The following is a 17663-nucleotide window of genomic DNA, read 5'->3' on the forward strand; positions in this document are numbered from 1 at the left end:
ATAAACACTGGACAAACCCGCCTGACGAATTAAGGTTACCCCCAAGGCCTCACAAGGGCCGACATGGCTAACGCCTCTCAACAGTACCGGTGACCCCGGCACTTACCCAACAAAAAAGGATCATCGTCATGAGCCTGTTTGATCATGTCGAGTTCGACCAGCACGAACACGTCAGCTACGTCTGCGACCCCGACTCCGGCCTGCGTGCCATTATCGCCATCCACAACACCCACCTCGGCCCGGCCATGGGTGGCACACGCTACTATCCCTACCAGAGCGATGCCGATGCCCTAACCGACGTACTGCGCCTGTCGCGCGGCATGACCTACAAGAGCGCCCTCGCGCGGCTGCCGCTGGGCGGTGGCAAATCCGTCATCATCGGCGACCCGAAAACCCAGAAAACGCCGGCGCAAATGCGAGCCTTTGGCCGCTTCCTGGAGCGTCTGGGCGGCCTCTATATCGCCGCGGAAGACTCGGGCACATCGGTGGCCGATATGAAAATCGTGCGTGAAGTAACCGCACACGTCTCGGGCTGTGACGACAAACAAACCCTCGAAGGCCACACCAAATCCGGCGACCCTTCACCGGCAACCGCCTACGGCTGTTTTCTCGGGATCCAGGCGGCGGTTAAACATCGTCTGCAGCGGGACGACCTGAATGGCCTGACTGTCGGTATTCAGGGCCTGGGCAATGTCGGTTATCGCCTGGCAGAAATGCTGGCCGAAGCCGGTGCCCACCTGGTGGTGACGGATATCAACACCGAAGTGGTGCAGCGCGCAATCAAGGAACTGGACGCCAAAGCAGTTGGGCTGGACGATATTTATCGTCAACCGATGGACATTTTCGCACCCTGTGCACTCGGTGCCACCGTGAATCCGCACTCGCTGGAACAACTGCAGGCGAGCATCATTGCCGGCTCTGCCAATAACCAGCTCGATACTGCCGGTACCGGCCGGCTGGTGCACGCCAGGGGCGTCTGCTACGCACCGGACTATGTGATCAACGCCGGGGGCATCATCGATGTGTGTTATGAGAAGCAGGGCAACTACAACACCGACACCGTGAGCGACCACATCGAAGGTATTTACGACACCCTGATGGCGTTGTTCGAACGCTCTGCCCGCGAGAACATCGCTAACAGCGACCTGGCCGACACCATGGCCCGAGAGCGGTTGCAATCGGTCGAGTAACCGAAACGCCTGTCCGCATCAATACCGTCACAGACCGTGCTGTGCAGTGCTAGACTGCACAGCAATAACCTGAGACGACGACGGTATTGATGCAAGAACCACCGATCCCCGACAACGAACGCCAGCGCCTGCGAGCCCTGGGCAACCTAGATATTCTGGACACGCCTGCTGAGGTGGAGTTCGACCGAATCACCCGGCTGGCTCGCAACGCGCTCGGTGTCCAGACTGTGCTGATAAGCCTGGTGGACGCCAACCGCCAATGGTTCAAGTCTCGCCAGGGGCTTGAGGCGACTGAAACCCCACGCTCAATGTCATTTTGCGGTCACGCGATTCTGGGCAAGGTGTTGTTCGAGATCCCGGATGCGCTTCTGGACAGTCGCTTTGCAGACAACCCACTGGTAGCCGGTGAACCGAAGATTCGTTTCTACGCCGGCATGCCATTGCGAGCGCGTGACGGATCAGCTCTGGGCACTCTTTGCCTGATTGATCCGTCACCCCGCACACTCACCGACAACGAGCGTACGGTTCTTGCGGACCTGGCTGAGCTGGCCGAGGTTGAGCTGCAACGACGAGAGAATCCGGACCGGGTGTATTTGCGGGCGCTCACCGAGGGGACCCAGGCGGGCCTCTGGGAATGGAACGTTCAAACCGGAGCCACGGTCTTTAATGAGCGCTGGGCCAATATCGTCGGGTATCAGCTAGCGGAACTGGAGCCGGTGTCCATTAATACCTGGCAATCGCTTGCGCATCCGGAGGATCTGTCCTCGTCAGAAGTACTGCTGAACGCACACTTCAATGGTGAAACGCCGGTTTATGAACTGGTTTGCCGGATGAAGCACAAACTCGGGCACTGGGTCTGGGTGTTGGACCGGGGGAAAGTCGTCAGTTGGATGGATGATGGGCGACCCGAATGGGTGATGGGAACGCATTTGGACATCAGCGAATTAAAAGAAAGCGAGTTCAAACGCTTGCAAACTAACCAGGCCTTGCAAAGTCGGGAGCGATTGCTGCGCACCATCATCGACAACATCCCGATGAACATTTACGTGAAGGATCGCAGCGGTCGAAAAATATTGGCCAATCGAGCTGAGCTGGATCACCTGGGGCTGGCCAGTGAGGCAGACATTTTGGGTAAGCATGACCGTGATCTGTATCCCGGGTATTTGGCCGATCGGGCTGACGAGCAAGAGCGGCCAGTGCTTGAGCAGGGTGAATCGATCTCACTGCTCGAAAGCGAAGGTGCAGATCAGGAGGGTCGACCTTTGTGGTACCGGGTATCCAAAATACCGTTGCGTGATTCAACGGGTGATATTGCCGGATTGGTTGGCTTGAGCATCGATGTAACCGACGAAACGAACATCAAGCAGAGCCTGCACCGCCAGCTGCAGTTTTTGAAGGTGCTGAATGATCTGGCGACCGACGACAGTATTCACTTGAACGAACGGCTTAACCGGGCACTGGCCTTGGGCAGTGAACACCTGGGGCTGGAGCTGGGTATTATCAGCCAGGTAGATCACGATGATTACAAGGTACGTTTTTGCCATGCCCCTGATGGCGTGCCATTAACCCCTGGTGATGTTTTTGCATTGGGGGATACCTTTTGCAGTTTGATTCTTGATCGCAGCGATGAGCTGATTATCCAGGCAGTCGCCGGTTCCGCGTATCAGCGGCACCCGTGCTATGACCTGTTTGGTGTAGAGACCTATGTGGGTATCAGGTTGACGGTGAATGGCCAGGTTTATGGCACGTTGAACTTTTCATCTTCAACACCGTTGGAAAAATCGATCGATGAATCGAACCTGGCGTTCGTTCGATTGCTTGGCCGGTGGATTGAGTCGGTTCTTGGGCGTGACCAGGACCAGCGCTTATTGCAGCAGCGCGAAGCCCGGCTTCGGGTTCTGTTTGAATTGTCACCGCTGGGCATTGCGCTGACTGACCTGTCCAATGGCCACTTTATAGCGGTTAACGATTCGCTTGTGCAGCAGAGCGGTTACGACCGTGACACCTTGCTGACCATGACCAAACGTGAACTCTCGCCTGGTCTGAGCCACCAGATTGACCAGCAGGGCGTTCGTGAATCCGCTGAAAAAGATCAGATCGGCCCGGTTGAGGTGAAGGTCAAGCACCGCGACGGCCACCAGTACCCGGCTAATGTTATCGGCCTGAAAGTCTTGGACGTGGATGGCAGCCGCCTGCTATGGACGGTGTACGACGACATCAGCGACCGGCGCCGCATAGAGCGGTTAAAAAGCGAGCTGGTGTCGACCGTCAGCCACGAACTGCGCACCCCTCTGACGTCCATTTCCGGGTCATTGAAATTATTGGCAGCCGGGCATTTGGGTGAAGTGCCAGCCGCCGCCAGCAAAATGGTGAGCGTTGCCCTGAAAAACACCGACCGCCTGATTTTGCTGGCAAACGACCTGCTGGATATGGATAAACTCATTGCCGGGCGCATGCCGTTCGATTTGCAGGCTCATGCCCTGCAGCCATTGCTAGCCACCACGGCCGACAACATAGCGGGCTATGCTCATTTGCATCGCGTTGCGGTGACCATCGGAGAGGTACCGCCGGTTAACGTGAAGGTTGATGCGCACCGCTTCGAACAGATCATGGCCAACCTGCTCTCCAACGCCATTAAGTTTTCGCCCGAGGGCGGGTACGTGACGATTGATGCGCAAACGACCACCAGCACCGTCACCATCACGGTGCGCGACCACGGCCCGGGCATCCCGGAGGCGTTCAGGTCACAGATATTTCAGCGTTTTAGCCAGGCCGACAACCGAGACAGCCGACAAAAGGGCGGCACCGGGCTCGGGCTGGCGATCAGCCACAGCATTGTGCAAAACATGGGTGGCGATATCGGCTTCGAATCGCGTCCGGGGCTGACCGAATTTCGAGTGGTTTTGATGAGAGTATAGAACGACAGGCTGCAAGCTGTGTGATGTTAGTTAAAAGCTGTTAGATTGGCGTCAGATTTCTGATCCAGAGGTACCGGCCTATGCCGTTGAACCATGTCATGCATGTGGAAGATGATCCGGATATCCGCGCGATAGCCGAGTTGGCGCTGGTGACGGTGGGCGGGCTGGAAATTACCCAGTGTGCCTCGGGGGCTGAGTGCCTGAGTGCGGTAAGCCACCGTATTCCGGACCTGGTGTTGCTCGATGTGATGATGCCAGACCTCGACGGCCCTGAAACCCTGCGCCGGTTACGCACGTTGCCTGGCATGAGCGAGGTGCCCGCCGTGTTCATGACCGCCAGGGCCCAGCCCGGCGAGATCAGCGAGTATCAGGCATTGGGTGCCATCGGGGTTATTCCCAAACCGTTCGACCCGCTTACGCTGGCCGATCAGGTGCGCCAGCTGTGGGATCAGGCGCAGCCGTCGGCGGGCTGATCACCACCTGGTTCCGGCCCCCCTGCTTGGCCTGGTACAACGCTTCATCGGCGGCTTTGAATTGTTCCAGGTGGCTGCTGTAATTCCGGGCATTGCTGATGCCGGCGCTGAAGGTGACGGTGAAGCTGCCCGTGGGAGTCGTGAACCTCAGGGCTGACATATCGCTGCGAATGGCATCGGTCAGTACTTTGGCCCGTTCGGTCGGGGTATCCGGCAACAGAATGACAAATTCCTCGCCACCGTAACGCCCAACCGTATCGGTATGGCGAAACCGGGCCAGCAACAACTGCGACAGGGTGCGAATTACCTGATCGCCCATATCGTGCCCGTAACGATCGTTTACTGCCTTGAAGTGGTCCAGATCCAGCACCACCAGACTGCTTTGTGTTTGCTGGCGGTGCGCCCGGGCAAAAGCCAGTTCCGAGGCGCGCTGCACCGCACCGTGGTTGTTCAGACCCGACAGCGCATCCCGGTTGATCTGGTCTCGCAACTGGCGGGCCCGCTCGGCGCGTGCTGTTACTTGCTGAACCAATTCGTCCTCGTCCATGCTTTTGTACAACAAATCGTCCGAGCCGATGTTGAGCAGGTCACTGCGCTGTGCTGCCTGGTCGAAATCGGCTGTCAGAAACAGGATCGGCAGGGTTGCGAAGCGCTCGTGCAGCCGCAGCACTCGTGCTACTTCGGGGCCGGTGGCTTTGGGCATGTTGATGTCGAGCAACAGCAGGTCCGGGTCGAACTGCTCGATCTGCCAGAACACCCGGGCCGGGTCGCTTTCTGTTTGAACGTTCAACCCTGAAGCTTCCAGCAGGGTTTGGTAGTAGTGCATGACCTGATGCTGGTCGTCGAGCATCAATACCCGCCCCTGAAACGCCGGTGCCTGCCCCATGCGAGGCTTCAGCAGGCGCAACAACTGATCGACGGATACCGGACGCACCAGGCAATGGCGAACACCGGCACGCACCAGCGCCAGCTGCGCCTGAAAATCCAGTTGATCGATCAGCGCGATGACGTTCACGCCTTGTTTGAGCCAATGGTGAATGGGTGCTAGAAAGCGGCGTACCGACCCCTGTGTTTCAGACAGGTCCAGCAATACCCAGGGCGGCAATTGTTCGGCATTACTCGACAGCGGTGCGTTGGTAACGTCATAACCCTGAACGCACAGGTTATTCAGCAGCGCCTGGTCGGGCGTGGTGTTTTCTTCGGCTATGTAGGCCAGCAGCGGGCGCTGCGCAGGGGCACTGGTTGGGCGTATTGCTGACTCGGCCTCAGGGTTTGAAACCATATGCGGTGCATCAGGCGCAGCCTTGTCGCCTTGTGTGATGGCGGCCCGCAATTCGACCAGCAGATCGGAGTAACCGCTCACAGCGGAGGCCTGGTTACGTTGCCGGGCATCCAGCGCGGTTTCCAGTTGTGCTGCCTGTGCACTCAAAGCCGAGAAACCAAAGGTACCGCTATTGCCTTTCAACGTATGAAGTTGACGCAATAACGCTTGCCGGTCTGCATCCTCGCCGCGCTGAATCCAGTTATCCCAGAGTTCAGCGAGGCGCTCGATTTCGTTCGGCAGGCGCTGCTGAAACTGATGGCGCAACGATGCAAGTTTTGCCAATACGTCGTTCGACGCCATTGTTACCTCGTTATCGGGGGTTGCTACGCCAGCGCATTTTCCGCAAAGCTTGCGTTCGACTGGAGTCGCATGGCTATGACCCTCTGGTCAAGTTATTATAGCCTAGTTAGCGAGAATAGGCAGTGCGTAGCAGTCATGAACATTTTGATCGTAGAGGACGACCCGCTGATGCGGGAACTCTTGCTGACCATCGTCGGCAGTATCCGCAACAGCTTGTCGTTGCATGAAGCCGAAGATGCCGACTCAGCCTGGTCCCTGTGGCGCACCAAACCGATGGACCTGGTACTCTGCGACTGGAACCTCCTGGGTAGTGATACCGGTCTGGATCTGGCACGTCGCATTCGCCAGCAAAACGATACCGTGCCCATTGTTATGGTGACCGGCCGGGGCGATCGCCAATCCGTTATTGCCAGCCACCGTGCCGGGTTGAACGGCTATATCGTCAAACCGTTCACACCTGAAGACGTGATGGAACGACTGACGCCGTTTTTCAAACCCGCTTCCGGTCACTCCGCGGTTGAACCGTCGGATACGCCGACAGACTGGGTCGCCTGGCTGGAAGCGCAGGCACAGCAGCTCGACCGCTTAACCCTGCTGCCGGATGCGCAGGAAGTGCTGTCGCTGCAGTGGCAGGACGAACTGCCAACGGCCAAACTACTGGCCAAGCGGTGGCAGGATGATGTGATCATCACCTCGCGCTTGCTGAGCGTGGCCAACAGCAGCGAGATGCGGCGCTACGGCCGTTCAGTGCTGACCCTGTTGGATGCCATTGCAACCATGGGCGTCGCCATGGCGATTGCCCAGGTGAGTGCCCTGTTGCTGAACCAAGGCTCAGCAGATCGGCCGCCCACAATTAAAAACCGCATGCAGCGTTACTCGGAAGAAAGCCAGCGCGTCGCCGAAGCCGCCGCTAAACTTGCTGCCCGGCTTAAGCTGGACCCGGCTCCCTATTACACCGCCGGTCTGCTCTCCCGGCTGGGTGAATTTGCGGTGTTGGATGTGATTGAACAACACCCCAACCCGACCAGCGAGCCCGATGACGCCATGCTCGACCAATTGGTGACTCAGTTCGGTTCGCGCTATGGCAATGCCGTTAAGATCAATTGGCAATTACCGTTGCCCATGCGCGAATTCATCGGCGCGATTCATCACCTGCCGTCCGATGCCGTTCGCCGGGATTTGCTGTTAATGCACCTGGCCGGAATGCAGACCCGGCCCCAGCCCGAAGCCAATAAGATGCTGCGCCTGCAACGTGCTCTGGGGCTGGATTTACAGGTCTGAGCCGCCATAAGTCACGCATTGGGGCGGCGCCCCGCCTGTGCGCTCAAAGCGTGATAAACTGCGCGTTTGCATCGTCGGCACTTCTGCCGCCGACCTGTTCCGGACTGAACCATAATGACCACCGCTCCACCGGCCAAACCCGCCCGCCCCGAAATGCGCCTGCCCGAATTCGTCACCCTAATGGCACTGATGACCTCCCTGGTTGCCCTGAGCATGGATGCGATGTTGCCAGCCATGCCGGCCATTGCTGCCGACCTGGCCATTACCGACGTTGCCCAAACCCACATGATCATAACCTTTCTGGTGCTGGGCATGGCCTTTGGCCAGTTGTTTTACGGTCCGTTATCCGACGTGATTGGCCGGCGACCGTCGATTTTCAGTGGGTTGGTCTGTTTTACCATAGGTTCGGTGATTTCGATGCAGGCGCAGACACTGGAGTGGATGCTGTTCGGTCGGCTGGTGCAGGGATTTGGCGTTTCCGGCCCGCGTATCGTATCGGTCGCGATTATCCGCGATCGATACATTGGGCGTGCCATGGCGCAGGTGATGTCGTTCATCATGATGGTGTTCATCATCGTGCCGATGATCGCCCCGGCGGTTGGCCAGTTAGTGGTCAAACTCTCTCACTGGCGGATGATTTTTGCGGTATTCATTGGCCTTGCACTCGTTATTACCGTCTGGTTCGGCTGGCGCCACCCCGAAACGCTGCCCAAAGCCAAGCGCAAGCCCTTTGCCTGGACAGCCTTGCTGCGTGATGCCGGCATTGTGCTGACCACCCGCAGCGCCATGTGGTTCACCGCCGCGGCCGGCTTTATTTTCGGGGGTTTTCTCACCTACCTCAGTTCGGCCCAGGCGATTTATCAGGAACTCTACGACGTGGGCGACCGCTTCCCGCTTTACTTCGCTGCTATGGCGGGTTCCATTGGCGTCGCGTCTTACGTCAACAGCCGGCTGGTGATGCGCTTTGGCACACGGCTGATCAGTTATCTGGCGTTGTTCGGTTTCATTGGCTGTTTCGCGTTGCTCTGGGTGCTGGCGTTGCTGCAGGGCGGGCTGCCGCCGATAGGGCAGTTTATGGTGATCGGTGCCAGCGGCTTTTTCTCGGTCGGCCTGTTGTTCGGCAACCTGAATGCAATGGCGATGCAGCCACTGGGCAAGGTGGCGGGCCTGGGTGCGGCGCTGATCGGTTCCCTGACCAGCTTTATCTCGGTGCCGCTTTCCTACCTGGTGGGGTTGTTTTTCAACGACACCCTGATTCCGCTGGTCGCGGGGTTCACGATCTTCGGTAGCGCTTCCCTGTTCTGCACCTGGATGGGGCTGAACGGCTTTGTTGAAGAGTAGCGCGGCTTAATCCGCTTCGGGCCGCTCGTAAACGACAAAGGAATAGTCGAACGGGTTGGCGCCTTCGGCGTTGAAATCTTCCCGCGCCAGTTCCTGGTAAGCGCCCAGATCGATCGGCGGGAAGACAGCATCGCCTTCAACCTCAGCGTGTACCAGGGTGACATAAAGCCGGTCGGCATATGGCAGGGCCTGGGCATAGATCTCGGCGCCGCCCATCACAATCACCTCATCGACATCACTGATCACCGATTCAGCCCGGGCGATATCCAGCGCGTCTTCCAGGCAAGTGACGACCTTAACGCCCTCCAGAGTAAGGCTGGCATCCCGGGTGACCACAATATTGGTGCGGTTGGGCAGGGGCCGGCCAATGCTGTCGTAGGTTTTACGGCCCATAATGACGGGTTTGCCAGTGGTGACCCGTTTGAAGTACTTGAGGTCTTCCGGCAGGTACCAGGGCAGCTTGTTGTCCCGGCCTATGACGCCATTGCGGGCCATGGCCCAGATGAGGGCGATGTGCATCGAACTCTCCGTCAGTATTCGTGGTAAAAAACAGCGACTATACTACCGAACAGTGAACAGTCTGTCGCTCCGCTTGCACCGCACTCAAGGAGCCGCTAAAGTTCGCCCCCCGTTTAAAACCTGACCACAGAGGCAGTAATGACCGCCATCCCGTCTGATATCCAGCAAGTCTGGAATGAAGCTGATTGCCTGTTTACAGAAGCACAGGTCGAGCAAGCCATCGATAACATGGCGGTCGGCATTTCGCAGGACCTGGCCCAGAAAAACCCCATCGTCTTCAGCGTGATGAACGGCGGCCTGGTGCTCACCGGCAAACTGGTGACCAAACTCGGTTTCCCGCTGGAAATCAGCTACCTTCACGCCACCCGCTACCGCGACGAAACCCGCGGCGCCGATCTGGAATGGCGTACTTATCCACAGCAATCCCTGAAAGACCGCGCCATCCTCATTGTTGATGACATCTACGACGAAGGCTCCACACTCGGCGCCATTGTCGACCACGCCCACAAAGAAGGCGCCGCCGAAATCCACATCGCCGTGTTGGTAGACAAACAACACGACCGCAAAGCTCGCCCCGACATCATCCCCGACTACATCGGCCTGCAATGCGAAGACCGCTATGTGTTCGGCTACGGAATGGACTACAAAGGCTACTGGCGCAATGCGCCTGGCATTTATGCGGTGAAAGGGCTGTAACAGGCCCTTTTCCAGCTCACAATACCGTTCGCCCTGAGCCTGTCGAAGAGTCTAGGGGTTTCCTGACCAACCGTTGAATTCAACTCCAGCCAAAACCCGGCCCGCACCGCCACCGAGTTTCGCCGGGTCTTGCAGGGGCATCCCAGCCCCACCAAGCCCTACCGCAGGCATCCCTGCCTACGGCGAAACCCGGTGCCGGTTTGGGCCTGACATCCGCGTCAATACCAGATACCCCTGTCCAATAAATACTTGCTAACATAATCGCGTAGTGCCATGGTAACCGAACAACCTACTTCCCCTTGGTGTGCCCTGTAACCGGCCGGGCGGTAGCGAGTCTGCACGATTACTATCCACCGTTGCTGACAGAAGCCTCGATATACCTGATATTGCCCCTAAACGTGATGTAACAGTCCTGATTTTGATTTGATTCTTGTTGAAATAGTGCCGCTTCGCACCAGAGTGCGACGCAGATATCGGGGAATATCTGGAATATGCGTCGCTGGAGACACTGATATCGGCAATCATTGTCTGAACAGACGGTTTTGCCGGTTCTGATATGTGCGGATTGAGGCGTTTGATATCAACTAAAGCCGCTCTATCACTGAGTCTTAGCGATATTGTGTGATTGCGTTTAAGTTAATATTATCGGAATCATCGTCGGGAACGACGATGAACAAACTGTTACAAGGCCAAAACAGAAATGGAGTTCAAGTGGTTACCTGCTATCTGAAGTACGTCATAGATCCCTACAAAGCCGTCGAGTTCGAGCGCTACTCGAAAATGTGGATACCTCTGGTAAAGAAATTTGGCGGTCAGCATCATGGATATTTTTTGCCGTCCGAGGGTGCCAACAATATCGCCATCGCGTTATTCACGTTCGGGTCGCTGGCTGCCTACGAAAAATATCGTGAGGCCTCGTTTCAGGACCCGGATTGCCAAGCCGCCTTCAAATACGCCGAAGAAACTCGCTGTGTACTAAGCTGTGAACGCAGCTTTATGAGGCCGGTCTTCGAGTAAGCTTGTAACAAGTGCATTAAGTCTGTTCCGGCCCGATGGGCCTCCACCGGACGCCCTAGTCGGGCGCCGCTTATGCAAGCGTTAGGAGGCTTGAGATATGCAGGGAGAATCGGAAGGGATCAAATATAAAACAAACTGGGGGAACGATGGTGAGCGTGACGCATTTACAATTGAACTTACAAAATATGAAGCTGAAGGCAAAGAAGTATTTATCGCAGAAATCGTTTGGTGGGATGAATCCAATCGCTTTACATTTGAAATACTGAAAGAGCCAGTGCCAGTATCTGTAATTGAAGCATTAGTTGAAGAAGCACGAGAAAAACTTAAGCCTAAAGATACTACGCAGGAGGCAAATATTTACTCTGAAACGCTTAGTAAAAAGTAATTCCACCCAACAAGTTAAATCAAAAGGATGCGCAATAATGCGCGTCTTTGTTTGAAGCGGTAGGCATATAAAGCATGGGACAGTCTCAATCTCAAGCGCATGCCTTTTATAAGGATTTAGCAAAAAATAAGAAAGTTTGGACCATCAGGGATGAAGGCGGTTATCCAGCGCTCAAAAACTCGGACTGGACGAAGATCTCAACCATTTTGGTCACTTTGTCTCGAGTCCAGAAGATAATTAAAAATGTTCCAGCTTACAATGGCTTTGAGCCAGTCGAATTATCTTGGGATGAATTTGGTGATAAATGGCTTCCCGGTTTAACAAAAGATGGTTTACTAGTTGGAGTAAACTGGAGTAGTAAAAACGCCACAGGTTATGATCTCGATGCCCCATGGGTAAGGGAGTGTGTCGAAATTCAAATCAAGGAGCCTGAAGATGCCTAACAAGGCCAGTAACCACGTAAAAGGCACAAAGAACGCGCCTTATACTGGACTCACTTCGCGTTGCTCAGTTCGCCGGTTCTGGCAGCGTTAGGCTGAATAGGGAATCTAATGAACTTTGACGAAATCACTGCGGAACTAGAAAAGTTAGAAGCTAAAGATTTCGATTTCAATAATGCTGAAATGGATGGACCTGAAAGGCTCGATAATTTAGTTAGAGACCTACTAGCAACTAATGAGCCCGAACTAGCAACAATTCAGATGTTTCGGCTAATGGAACGATTAAACGATTCAGAATTAGGATCACCAGGTCCATTAGTTCATGCTCTCGAAAGCTTGGATTACAGGGACGCTTTATCTGAATCTGTTCAACGTTGTCCAACTGAGTTGTCGTTATGGATGTTAAATAGAATTCTTAATACCGATCTATCTTCAACTGAACGAGTTAAGTATGTTGACTTACTTCGAAGAAGTTCTGTACATGAGAAATCAACAGAGCGGGTAAAAGAAGTTGCGAGAGATTTCCTCCAATTTCAGGTGGCTAAAAATGCCTAACAAACACAGGCACAATCGCCCTGCGGGCTGGACTCGTTTCACTCGCCCGTGCTGTAAACGTTATATTTCCCCGAACGGGAGCATTAAGTGCGAGATCTTGATAGGTTTATCGTTGAATTGGATCGACTAATCTCGACAGTCCATTTCTACGACGAGGTCTACTGTAACGACGAAGGTGTTAATGCGATTAGCAGCTTGTCCTTGGAAGCTGCAAAGATAATTCAGCTTTCCGTTCACAACGACATCGTTCTATCAACTTCACGCCTGTTATTCGACGGTAAAGGCTTTGAGTCGTCCGGGACCACATACGAAAATCTCAGTCTGTACAACTTAGTGTGCAATTATGAAGAGCACATTGATCAGGAGTTGCACGATCAGCGGAAGAAAATTTCGCAATTGAAACAAAAGATCAATGTTAAGGAGTACCGCAACCTAGTAATTGCGCATAACGATAAAGCTACCATTACCGGCCAAAATCCGGCTCCCAAACACCAAATTGAAACTGAGATCCTTCTGGATTTGCTCAGAGAATCCCGATCACTGTTGTATGGCATACGGTTAAAAGTGGCCAAGGAAAATGGGGAAACCAGTCTTCCCGTCACTGATGGCAACGTGCATCGTTGCGGTGTGGGGCGAAAGTTTGTACAGCGAATCAAGAAAATATAACCAGCCGCTGTAGTACGCGGCCGATGGCCGCCGGACGGCATTTTCATTGCGGCTACGCCTCCATTACAAGGCCGCCGCTAAGTTCAGCGTTAAAGGTTACAAATGTTCAAAGTGTGGCAGATAACGACATTGATATGGGCCATTATTCTATTTGGGCTCGGCTACGGTGGTATTGAGGTTATTGTAGCTGCACCGTTTTTTTTCTCGCTGATACCAATGTTTGTAGTTTATTTCATATATAGTAGATTTGAGGTGCCCCAGCACTTTCAGTTCGGAAACAAGACAGCTGATGGTGTATTGGTGATTTTGGGTAGGATCGTGACCGTTACCCTATTGTGCTTGGCTTCAGTTGCAGTATTTTATACTGTCCTAACATTAATACTGGTTGTGGTTTGTGAAACAGTGGGCTGCGACCTTTAACAATCCGCAGCAGCAGACCCACTGCATGGGCAGCTGTGCAATGCGTTAAGCACACTATGAAAATGAGCCACGAAGAATACGTCAAGAAAAAGAGGGCAAGAGTTCACGAGCTTGCCTCAGGTATTCTTGATGGCTCCATTCATTATCTTGAAGGTGCAATTGAATTGGCCTCGCTCAGGTTCCAAGTTGAGGTACCAGAAGACGATCAAGACTTTATCGCATTCACAGCCGTCGCTTCTGAAATTGATCATCTTCCAATAGGTGCGCCTAGGCAATACTGGTCAAAAGAGGCCCTGGAGCGCCATGAGCCAGAGATTCAAGAATCAATAAAGTGGGCAAAGGAATCCTCGTTGCCCCAATGTAAATCGCTGCTGGAGAGGTTCAGTGCTTAACAAGGCCAGGCACAACCGCCCACTTCGTGGGCTGGACCTCCGCACTACGTGCTCCGGCCTGTGCTGGCGGCGTTATACGAAAAGGAACACCTGTGAGTAACAAAGACTTTGTCCTTAAACTAGTTCAATTGGTAAAAGGAACACTTATAGGCAAGGTTATCCTCGCATTAGTGTCGGGTGGGTTCGCGGTATTAGGAGCATCTCCATTTTTCGATAAATATATTTCTGCATTTCTATCTCAATATCTTTCAGTAAATGCCAGTGATCCCTCAGTTCCAATTGGCCTAGTGTTAATAGCGACTGGTGTGGGGTTAACGATCTGGGAAAGAAGAAATATATTGGCGATTGAGCTAAGTAAAATGGATTCAAATAGGATTGAAGACGAGCTTAGAGAAGATCTAAAGGAAAACCAGTTCATTGCATTTAAGAGTGCAATCGAAGCAACATGCTTGGATACCATCCGAAGGCTAATAGAAAAACATCATGATATAGATTACAACCCTAATCATGTTAAAGATTTAGGTAAAAGAGCTCTGTATGGCAGTAATGAGGCAACACTCCAGTATATTGATGCTGTTCTAGTTGGAAATTCTGATGAAAAAGTAAAGATTGACTTTTTAATCATGCTTGGTGATGCAACAGGTCAACCGATAATTTATAAATTTTTAAAGCAATACCAAGAACTGTTAAAAAGAGCCGAATCTGAGGGGTTTCAAGGGCTGATAAAAGGAACTCCCTTATACCAAGCCTATGAGAATGTAACCCACCCGGCCTTTTTAGAATTAAGAAAAAAAGCATATTGGGAAGATTTCGTATAACAAAAACAGGCAAAACGACGCCAAAAAAACGGCGCGTTTGCTGTTGGCGTTATGCGCCCGAGAGACCCACAAACTTAGGAAATGAAAATGGCAGATTCTGTAGAAACATTTTTTGATGCTTGGAAAGAAGAAGACGCTAAAACTCGACTTGCCATGATAAGTAGTGCAGTAATAGAAAGCGTAAGATATAGCGATCCTAGAACACCAGAACCACTAATTGGTACTGAAGCCTTGAATACTTACTTGGGTATGTTTAGCGATAATGCGCCTGGTTGGTCTGCAAAAGTTTTGAAAAGCGACGTCACCGAAGACGTAACTCGGGTTACCGTTGAGTTTGGTGGTCCAGGCCCAGATGGTTCACATAAAGTACAGCTTGGCCAATATTTCATAGAAAAGAAGGGTGATCTAGTATCCCGCATGGTGGGTTTTGTTGGGACTGGTGAGTAGATAAAATATCATTAATAAAATCGCATAACAATCAGCTCAAGCCGACCTCCACTGCGTTGCTCGTTTTGTGCTTTTCCGCTACGCTTGCACAAAACAATCAACTCCGTTCCGGCGGCTTAGCTGGGCGTTATGAATCAGCACGGAGAGTTCTATGCTCGAATTGAGACCCAATTGCGAGTGCTGTGACAAGGACTTGCCGCCAGCCTCAAGTGAGGCTGTCATCTGCACATTTGAATGCACGTTCTGCCAATTATGTGCTTCTGGTGTTCTGGCTAATCGGTGCCCTAACTGTGGTGGTAATTTCTCGCCTCGTCCCATTCGTCCAGCATCACTACTCGGCAAATATCCGTCTTCAACGCAACGAGTGGTAAAAGTCGGTGGCTGTAGTGCCAATTCATAACCAGTCGCAGCAGTACGTGGCCTTCGGCCACCGGACGCCACTGTCGTGGCGCCGCTGTGCTGCGCGTTATAAGTTCTGAATGATGCAGATGTTCAAAACGTACGATGAGCTAGTGGAGATTGGTGACTATGTGTCATCAGAGGAGCTACTGGCACATGGTTTTGATCCTACGCAACCCGATGAGGATGGGGTGTTTGTTCTCGAACCCCTGGGTAAGGCTTTAAAGCTGGATTTGGCTCGCGAGCTGATCAAGGCCGGAGCGGATGTGAATTCAAAAGGCAGCACAGGGTTTACTCCGTTACTCTCGGCAATTGAATGTGCACATCATGATCCTGGAAAAGCAATTCAACTCGTCGAATTGTTGCTAGACAGTGGGGCAAATATCGAAGGGAGAGGTGATTGGGACAAAACCCCCTTCCTTAAATCCTGTACGCGAGGCGTCATCAAATTAACACAGCTTCTTGTTTCCTGAGGTTGCGATATTCACGCTACCGCTGCTGAAATTGGAGGTCCAATGGGGGCGTGTGAGTTTGCAGATATGCCGACAAACAGCAGGGAGTTCAGGCAGTATGTCAGCGGCTTGTTCCACTCATAACAAACTGTTATTTGTATTAAGAGGGGAGTCAGAATCAGATGGAATTGATCGGCGGCTATGGAATTCCATACGACCCGCAGCCAGCCCTAGATAGGATAGCCTCAGATAGGTCGGCTGCATTAGATGAGCTATGGGAGAACCTTTATCACCAAGGGGATGTCGGCCCAGCATCTTATTCGGCAGTCCCTCGGTTGGTTGATGCCGGAGAGTTATTTCTGGTTGCAGCGATCGAAGTTGCCCGGCACGAACCTCACAATCCAGAGGTGCCTTTTGAGCTAAGAGAGAATTACGAACGGGCACTCAACAAAAGCCTCGATCTTACACCCTCAACCGTAGAGAATTTTCATGGGTATTACGTTATCCATGCGTCAGTGCACGGCCAGAGGCGCCTGGCCAAAGCCTTAGTTCTCTTCAGCGTTGATGAAACCTTGGCGGAATATGCTTAAACAAATAACAAGTTTTTGTAGTTTGTTTCGGCCTTCGGCCTGCACCGGACGCGCCTGTCGGGGCGCTGCTAAACAAAAGCGTTAACTCGTAGAGCCACTATGAACCTGATCCTGGAGCGGACCGACCAAGTAAGCTTTTTCACAAGTATGCGTGAGGTCATAGCAGCATTGGGTATAAGCTGCTCTGATTACGATTGGTATGTTAGCGATGTGGAGACGAATGGTTACCCAATAACTGAGGGCTGGCATGCCGGCGATGAACTTGAATCGCTGATCGCTGGCGATGATATTCAGTTTATTTGGGGAGTATTTAGTGCTTTCCCCGGCGGAGTGAGGGTAGACGTCGGAGACTCACCTTACGTTGATGGCAACCCAATGTACTGGGATGGCTCTAAGCCTGGACCGCAACTTGACGGAGCAAGCTTTGAAATCGCCTGTTGGGACAGCAGCGCAACCATCCTCATCGGATTGGACCCGGAGCTTGCTGAAAATTTCAGATCAACGTTTTCCGATACCGTAGAGCTTCAGTCTGCGGCAAGGAAATGAGTTAACAATGCCATGCACCGGATGCTGAACTTCACCCACTTTAGTGGACACCTCTAGTTAACACATCTAGAGGTGGTTATGGCAAAGTACACGAATCCACGTAAAACGTGGCAGTATTCAACAGAATTCAAGATCCGGGCTGTCAAAATGAGCTACCAACCTGACCTTCAGAGTAAGCAGGTCGCGGATGGCCTGGGTATCCATCCATTTATGTTGTCACGCTGGCGTAAGGAGTACCGAGAAGGCCTACTCCAGGGCGACCGGAAAAAGCGAGTCGGTTTGTCTAAGAAGCGGAAAACGAAATCGTCCAAGCAGATATCAGAAACAGCCAAGCTGAAGAAAGAAGTTGAGCGCTTGAAGAAGGAGAACGACCTTCTAAAAAAGTGGCAACAGTATCTGGCGGAAACCCATCAGAACGATTTGGATTCATCCACAGATACGGACAAACCTTCGGAATAGCTGCCTTGTGCCGGTGGCTGGGCGTTTCACGGAGC

Annotated in this window: 21 protein-coding genes; 19 read left to right on the top strand and 2 right to left on the bottom strand. The window is 53.0% G+C overall.

The window, feature by feature from the left end:
- Positions 1–128 precede the first annotated feature (128 nt).
- The 3 genes from ABJT94_RS20210 to ABJT94_RS20220 all read left to right on the top strand — a co-directional run bounded on the left by ABJT94_RS20210 (position 129) and on the right by ABJT94_RS20220 (position 4581).
- Positions 129–1190: a Glu/Leu/Phe/Val dehydrogenase dimerization domain-containing protein gene (locus ABJT94_RS20210; protein WP_348477769.1), complete on the top strand. Its 1062-nt coding sequence runs from the start codon at positions 129–131 to the stop codon at positions 1188–1190.
- Between the two features lie 89 nt (positions 1191–1279).
- Complete coding sequence (locus ABJT94_RS20215) at positions 1280–4108, top strand: PAS domain S-box protein (protein ID WP_348477768.1); 2829 nt, start codon at positions 1280–1282, stop codon at positions 4106–4108.
- Positions 4109–4188: 80 nt separating this feature from the next.
- The gene (locus ABJT94_RS20220) at positions 4189–4581 is read left to right on the top strand and encodes a response regulator (protein ID WP_348477767.1); all 393 of its coding nucleotides are present in this window, start codon (positions 4189–4191) and stop codon (positions 4579–4581) included.
- Here the strand turns inward: ABJT94_RS20220 and ABJT94_RS20225 are convergent.
- Positions 4523–6205 (bottom strand): diguanylate cyclase, encoded by a 1683-nt coding sequence (locus ABJT94_RS20225; RefSeq protein ID WP_348477766.1) that lies wholly within the window; start codon positions 6203–6205, stop codon positions 4523–4525. The two genes, ABJT94_RS20220 and ABJT94_RS20225, sit on opposite strands and share 59 nt — an antisense overlap.
- Positions 6206–6340: 135 nt before the next feature.
- Here ABJT94_RS20225 and ABJT94_RS20230 point away from each other — a divergent pair, with 135 nt between their 5' ends.
- Both ABJT94_RS20230 and ABJT94_RS20235 read left to right on the top strand, forming a co-directional pair.
- Complete coding sequence (locus tag ABJT94_RS20230; protein WP_348477765.1) at positions 6341–7486, top strand: response regulator; 1146 nt, start codon at positions 6341–6343, stop codon at positions 7484–7486.
- Positions 7487–7600: 114 nt separating this feature from the next.
- Positions 7601–8827 carry a multidrug effflux MFS transporter gene (locus ABJT94_RS20235; protein WP_348477764.1) on the top strand — a complete coding sequence of 409 codons (1227 nt, stop codon included), beginning with the start codon at positions 7601–7603 and terminating at the stop codon, positions 8825–8827.
- 6 nt (positions 8828–8833) lie between these two features.
- On the opposite strand, the gene ABJT94_RS20240 is transcribed toward ABJT94_RS20235, so the two are convergent.
- Entirely contained in the window at positions 8834–9346 is a 513-nt protein-coding gene (locus tag ABJT94_RS20240) for a dihydrofolate reductase (RefSeq protein WP_348477763.1), read from the bottom strand.
- A 138-nt stretch (positions 9347–9484) separates the two neighbouring features.
- Here ABJT94_RS20240 and ABJT94_RS20245 point away from each other — a divergent pair, with 138 nt between their 5' ends.
- The 14 genes from ABJT94_RS20245 (at position 9485) to ABJT94_RS20310 (ending at position 17628) form a co-directional block, all read left to right on the top strand.
- The gene (locus ABJT94_RS20245; RefSeq protein ID WP_348477762.1) at positions 9485–10042 is read left to right on the top strand and encodes a hypoxanthine-guanine phosphoribosyltransferase; all 558 of its coding nucleotides are present in this window, start codon (positions 9485–9487) and stop codon (positions 10040–10042) included.
- 711 nt (positions 10043–10753) lie between these two features.
- Positions 10754–11059 (top strand): NIPSNAP family protein, encoded by a 306-nt coding sequence (locus ABJT94_RS20250; RefSeq protein WP_348477813.1) that lies wholly within the window; start codon positions 10754–10756, stop codon positions 11057–11059.
- 97 nt (positions 11060–11156) lie between these two features.
- Positions 11157–11444: a hypothetical protein gene (locus ABJT94_RS20255; RefSeq protein ID WP_348477761.1), complete on the top strand. Its 288-nt coding sequence runs from the start codon at positions 11157–11159 to the stop codon at positions 11442–11444.
- A 74-nt stretch (positions 11445–11518) separates the two neighbouring features.
- Positions 11519–11887, top strand: a complete 369-nt coding sequence (locus ABJT94_RS20260; protein WP_348477760.1) for a DUF2750 domain-containing protein — start codon at positions 11519–11521, stop codon at positions 11885–11887.
- Positions 11888–11995: 108 nt separating this feature from the next.
- Complete coding sequence (locus ABJT94_RS20265) at positions 11996–12439, top strand: hypothetical protein (protein WP_348477759.1); 444 nt, start codon at positions 11996–11998, stop codon at positions 12437–12439.
- An 87-nt stretch (positions 12440–12526) separates the two neighbouring features.
- Positions 12527–13105, top strand: a complete 579-nt coding sequence (locus ABJT94_RS20270; protein WP_348477758.1) for a hypothetical protein — start codon at positions 12527–12529, stop codon at positions 13103–13105.
- Between the two features lie 482 nt (positions 13106–13587).
- The gene (locus tag ABJT94_RS20275) at positions 13588–13917 is read left to right on the top strand and encodes a DUF2489 domain-containing protein (protein ID WP_348477757.1); all 330 of its coding nucleotides are present in this window, start codon (positions 13588–13590) and stop codon (positions 13915–13917) included.
- 92 nt (positions 13918–14009) lie between these two features.
- Complete coding sequence (locus ABJT94_RS20280; protein ID WP_348477756.1) at positions 14010–14735, top strand: hypothetical protein; 726 nt, start codon at positions 14010–14012, stop codon at positions 14733–14735.
- An 87-nt stretch (positions 14736–14822) separates the two neighbouring features.
- Entirely contained in the window at positions 14823–15182 is a 360-nt protein-coding gene (locus tag ABJT94_RS20285) for a hypothetical protein (RefSeq protein WP_348477755.1), read from the top strand.
- A 151-nt stretch (positions 15183–15333) separates the two neighbouring features.
- Positions 15334–15582 carry a DUF1272 domain-containing protein gene (locus tag ABJT94_RS20290; RefSeq protein WP_348477754.1) on the top strand — a complete coding sequence of 83 codons (249 nt, stop codon included), beginning with the start codon at positions 15334–15336 and terminating at the stop codon, positions 15580–15582.
- An 88-nt stretch (positions 15583–15670) separates the two neighbouring features.
- The gene (locus ABJT94_RS20295; protein ID WP_348493941.1) at positions 15671–16054 is read left to right on the top strand and encodes an ankyrin repeat domain-containing protein; all 384 of its coding nucleotides are present in this window, start codon (positions 15671–15673) and stop codon (positions 16052–16054) included.
- A gap of 161 nt (positions 16055–16215) precedes the next feature.
- Positions 16216–16623: a hypothetical protein gene (locus tag ABJT94_RS20300; protein ID WP_348477752.1), complete on the top strand. Its 408-nt coding sequence runs from the start codon at positions 16216–16218 to the stop codon at positions 16621–16623.
- A gap of 99 nt (positions 16624–16722) precedes the next feature.
- A complete protein-coding gene (locus ABJT94_RS20305) occupies positions 16723–17169 on the top strand; it encodes a hypothetical protein (protein WP_348477751.1) in 447 nt (148 codons plus the stop codon).
- Between the two features lie 78 nt (positions 17170–17247).
- Complete coding sequence (locus ABJT94_RS20310; RefSeq protein WP_348477750.1) at positions 17248–17628, top strand: transposase; 381 nt, start codon at positions 17248–17250, stop codon at positions 17626–17628.
- Positions 17629–17663: the final 35 nt, after the last annotated feature.

It is taken from the genome of Saccharospirillum sp. (assembly GCF_039982735.1).
Lineage (GTDB): Bacteria > Pseudomonadota > Gammaproteobacteria > Pseudomonadales > Natronospirillaceae > Saccharospirillum.

Excerpts from the sequence above, each read along its gene's own strand:
- ABJT94_RS20290 (WP_348477754.1), top strand. The coding sequence starts at position 15,334 with ATGCTCGAATTGAGACCCAATTGCGAGTGCTGTGACAAGGACTTGCCG.
- ABJT94_RS20240 (WP_348477763.1), bottom strand. The coding sequence starts at position 9,346 with ATGCACATCGCCCTCATCTGGGCCATGGCCCGCAATGGCGTCATAGGC.
- ABJT94_RS20260 (WP_348477760.1), top strand. The coding sequence starts at position 11,519 with ATGGGACAGTCTCAATCTCAAGCGCATGCCTTTTATAAGGATTTAGCA.
- ABJT94_RS20300 (WP_348477752.1), top strand. The coding sequence starts at position 16,216 with ATGGAATTGATCGGCGGCTATGGAATTCCATACGACCCGCAGCCAGCC.
- ABJT94_RS20225 (WP_348477766.1), bottom strand. The coding sequence starts at position 6,205 with ATGGCGTCGAACGACGTATTGGCAAAACTTGCATCGTTGCGCCATCAG.
- ABJT94_RS20275 (WP_348477757.1), top strand. The coding sequence starts at position 13,588 with ATGAGCCACGAAGAATACGTCAAGAAAAAGAGGGCAAGAGTTCACGAG.
- ABJT94_RS20215 (WP_348477768.1), top strand. The coding sequence starts at position 1,280 with ATGCAAGAACCACCGATCCCCGACAACGAACGCCAGCGCCTGCGAGCC.
- ABJT94_RS20235 (WP_348477764.1), top strand. The coding sequence starts at position 7,601 with ATGACCACCGCTCCACCGGCCAAACCCGCCCGCCCCGAAATGCGCCTG.
- ABJT94_RS20310 (WP_348477750.1), top strand. The coding sequence starts at position 17,248 with ATGGCAAAGTACACGAATCCACGTAAAACGTGGCAGTATTCAACAGAA.
- ABJT94_RS20295 (WP_348493941.1), top strand. The coding sequence starts at position 15,671 with ATGTTCAAAACGTACGATGAGCTAGTGGAGATTGGTGACTATGTGTCA.
- ABJT94_RS20265 (WP_348477759.1), top strand. The coding sequence starts at position 11,996 with ATGAACTTTGACGAAATCACTGCGGAACTAGAAAAGTTAGAAGCTAAA.
- ABJT94_RS20285 (WP_348477755.1), top strand. The coding sequence starts at position 14,823 with ATGGCAGATTCTGTAGAAACATTTTTTGATGCTTGGAAAGAAGAAGAC.
- ABJT94_RS20245 (WP_348477762.1), top strand. The coding sequence starts at position 9,485 with ATGACCGCCATCCCGTCTGATATCCAGCAAGTCTGGAATGAAGCTGAT.
- ABJT94_RS20220 (WP_348477767.1), top strand. The coding sequence starts at position 4,189 with ATGCCGTTGAACCATGTCATGCATGTGGAAGATGATCCGGATATCCGC.
- ABJT94_RS20255 (WP_348477761.1), top strand. The coding sequence starts at position 11,157 with ATGCAGGGAGAATCGGAAGGGATCAAATATAAAACAAACTGGGGGAAC.
- ABJT94_RS20305 (WP_348477751.1), top strand. The coding sequence starts at position 16,723 with ATGAACCTGATCCTGGAGCGGACCGACCAAGTAAGCTTTTTCACAAGT.
- ABJT94_RS20230 (WP_348477765.1), top strand. The coding sequence starts at position 6,341 with ATGAACATTTTGATCGTAGAGGACGACCCGCTGATGCGGGAACTCTTG.
- ABJT94_RS20210 (WP_348477769.1), top strand. The coding sequence starts at position 129 with ATGAGCCTGTTTGATCATGTCGAGTTCGACCAGCACGAACACGTCAGC.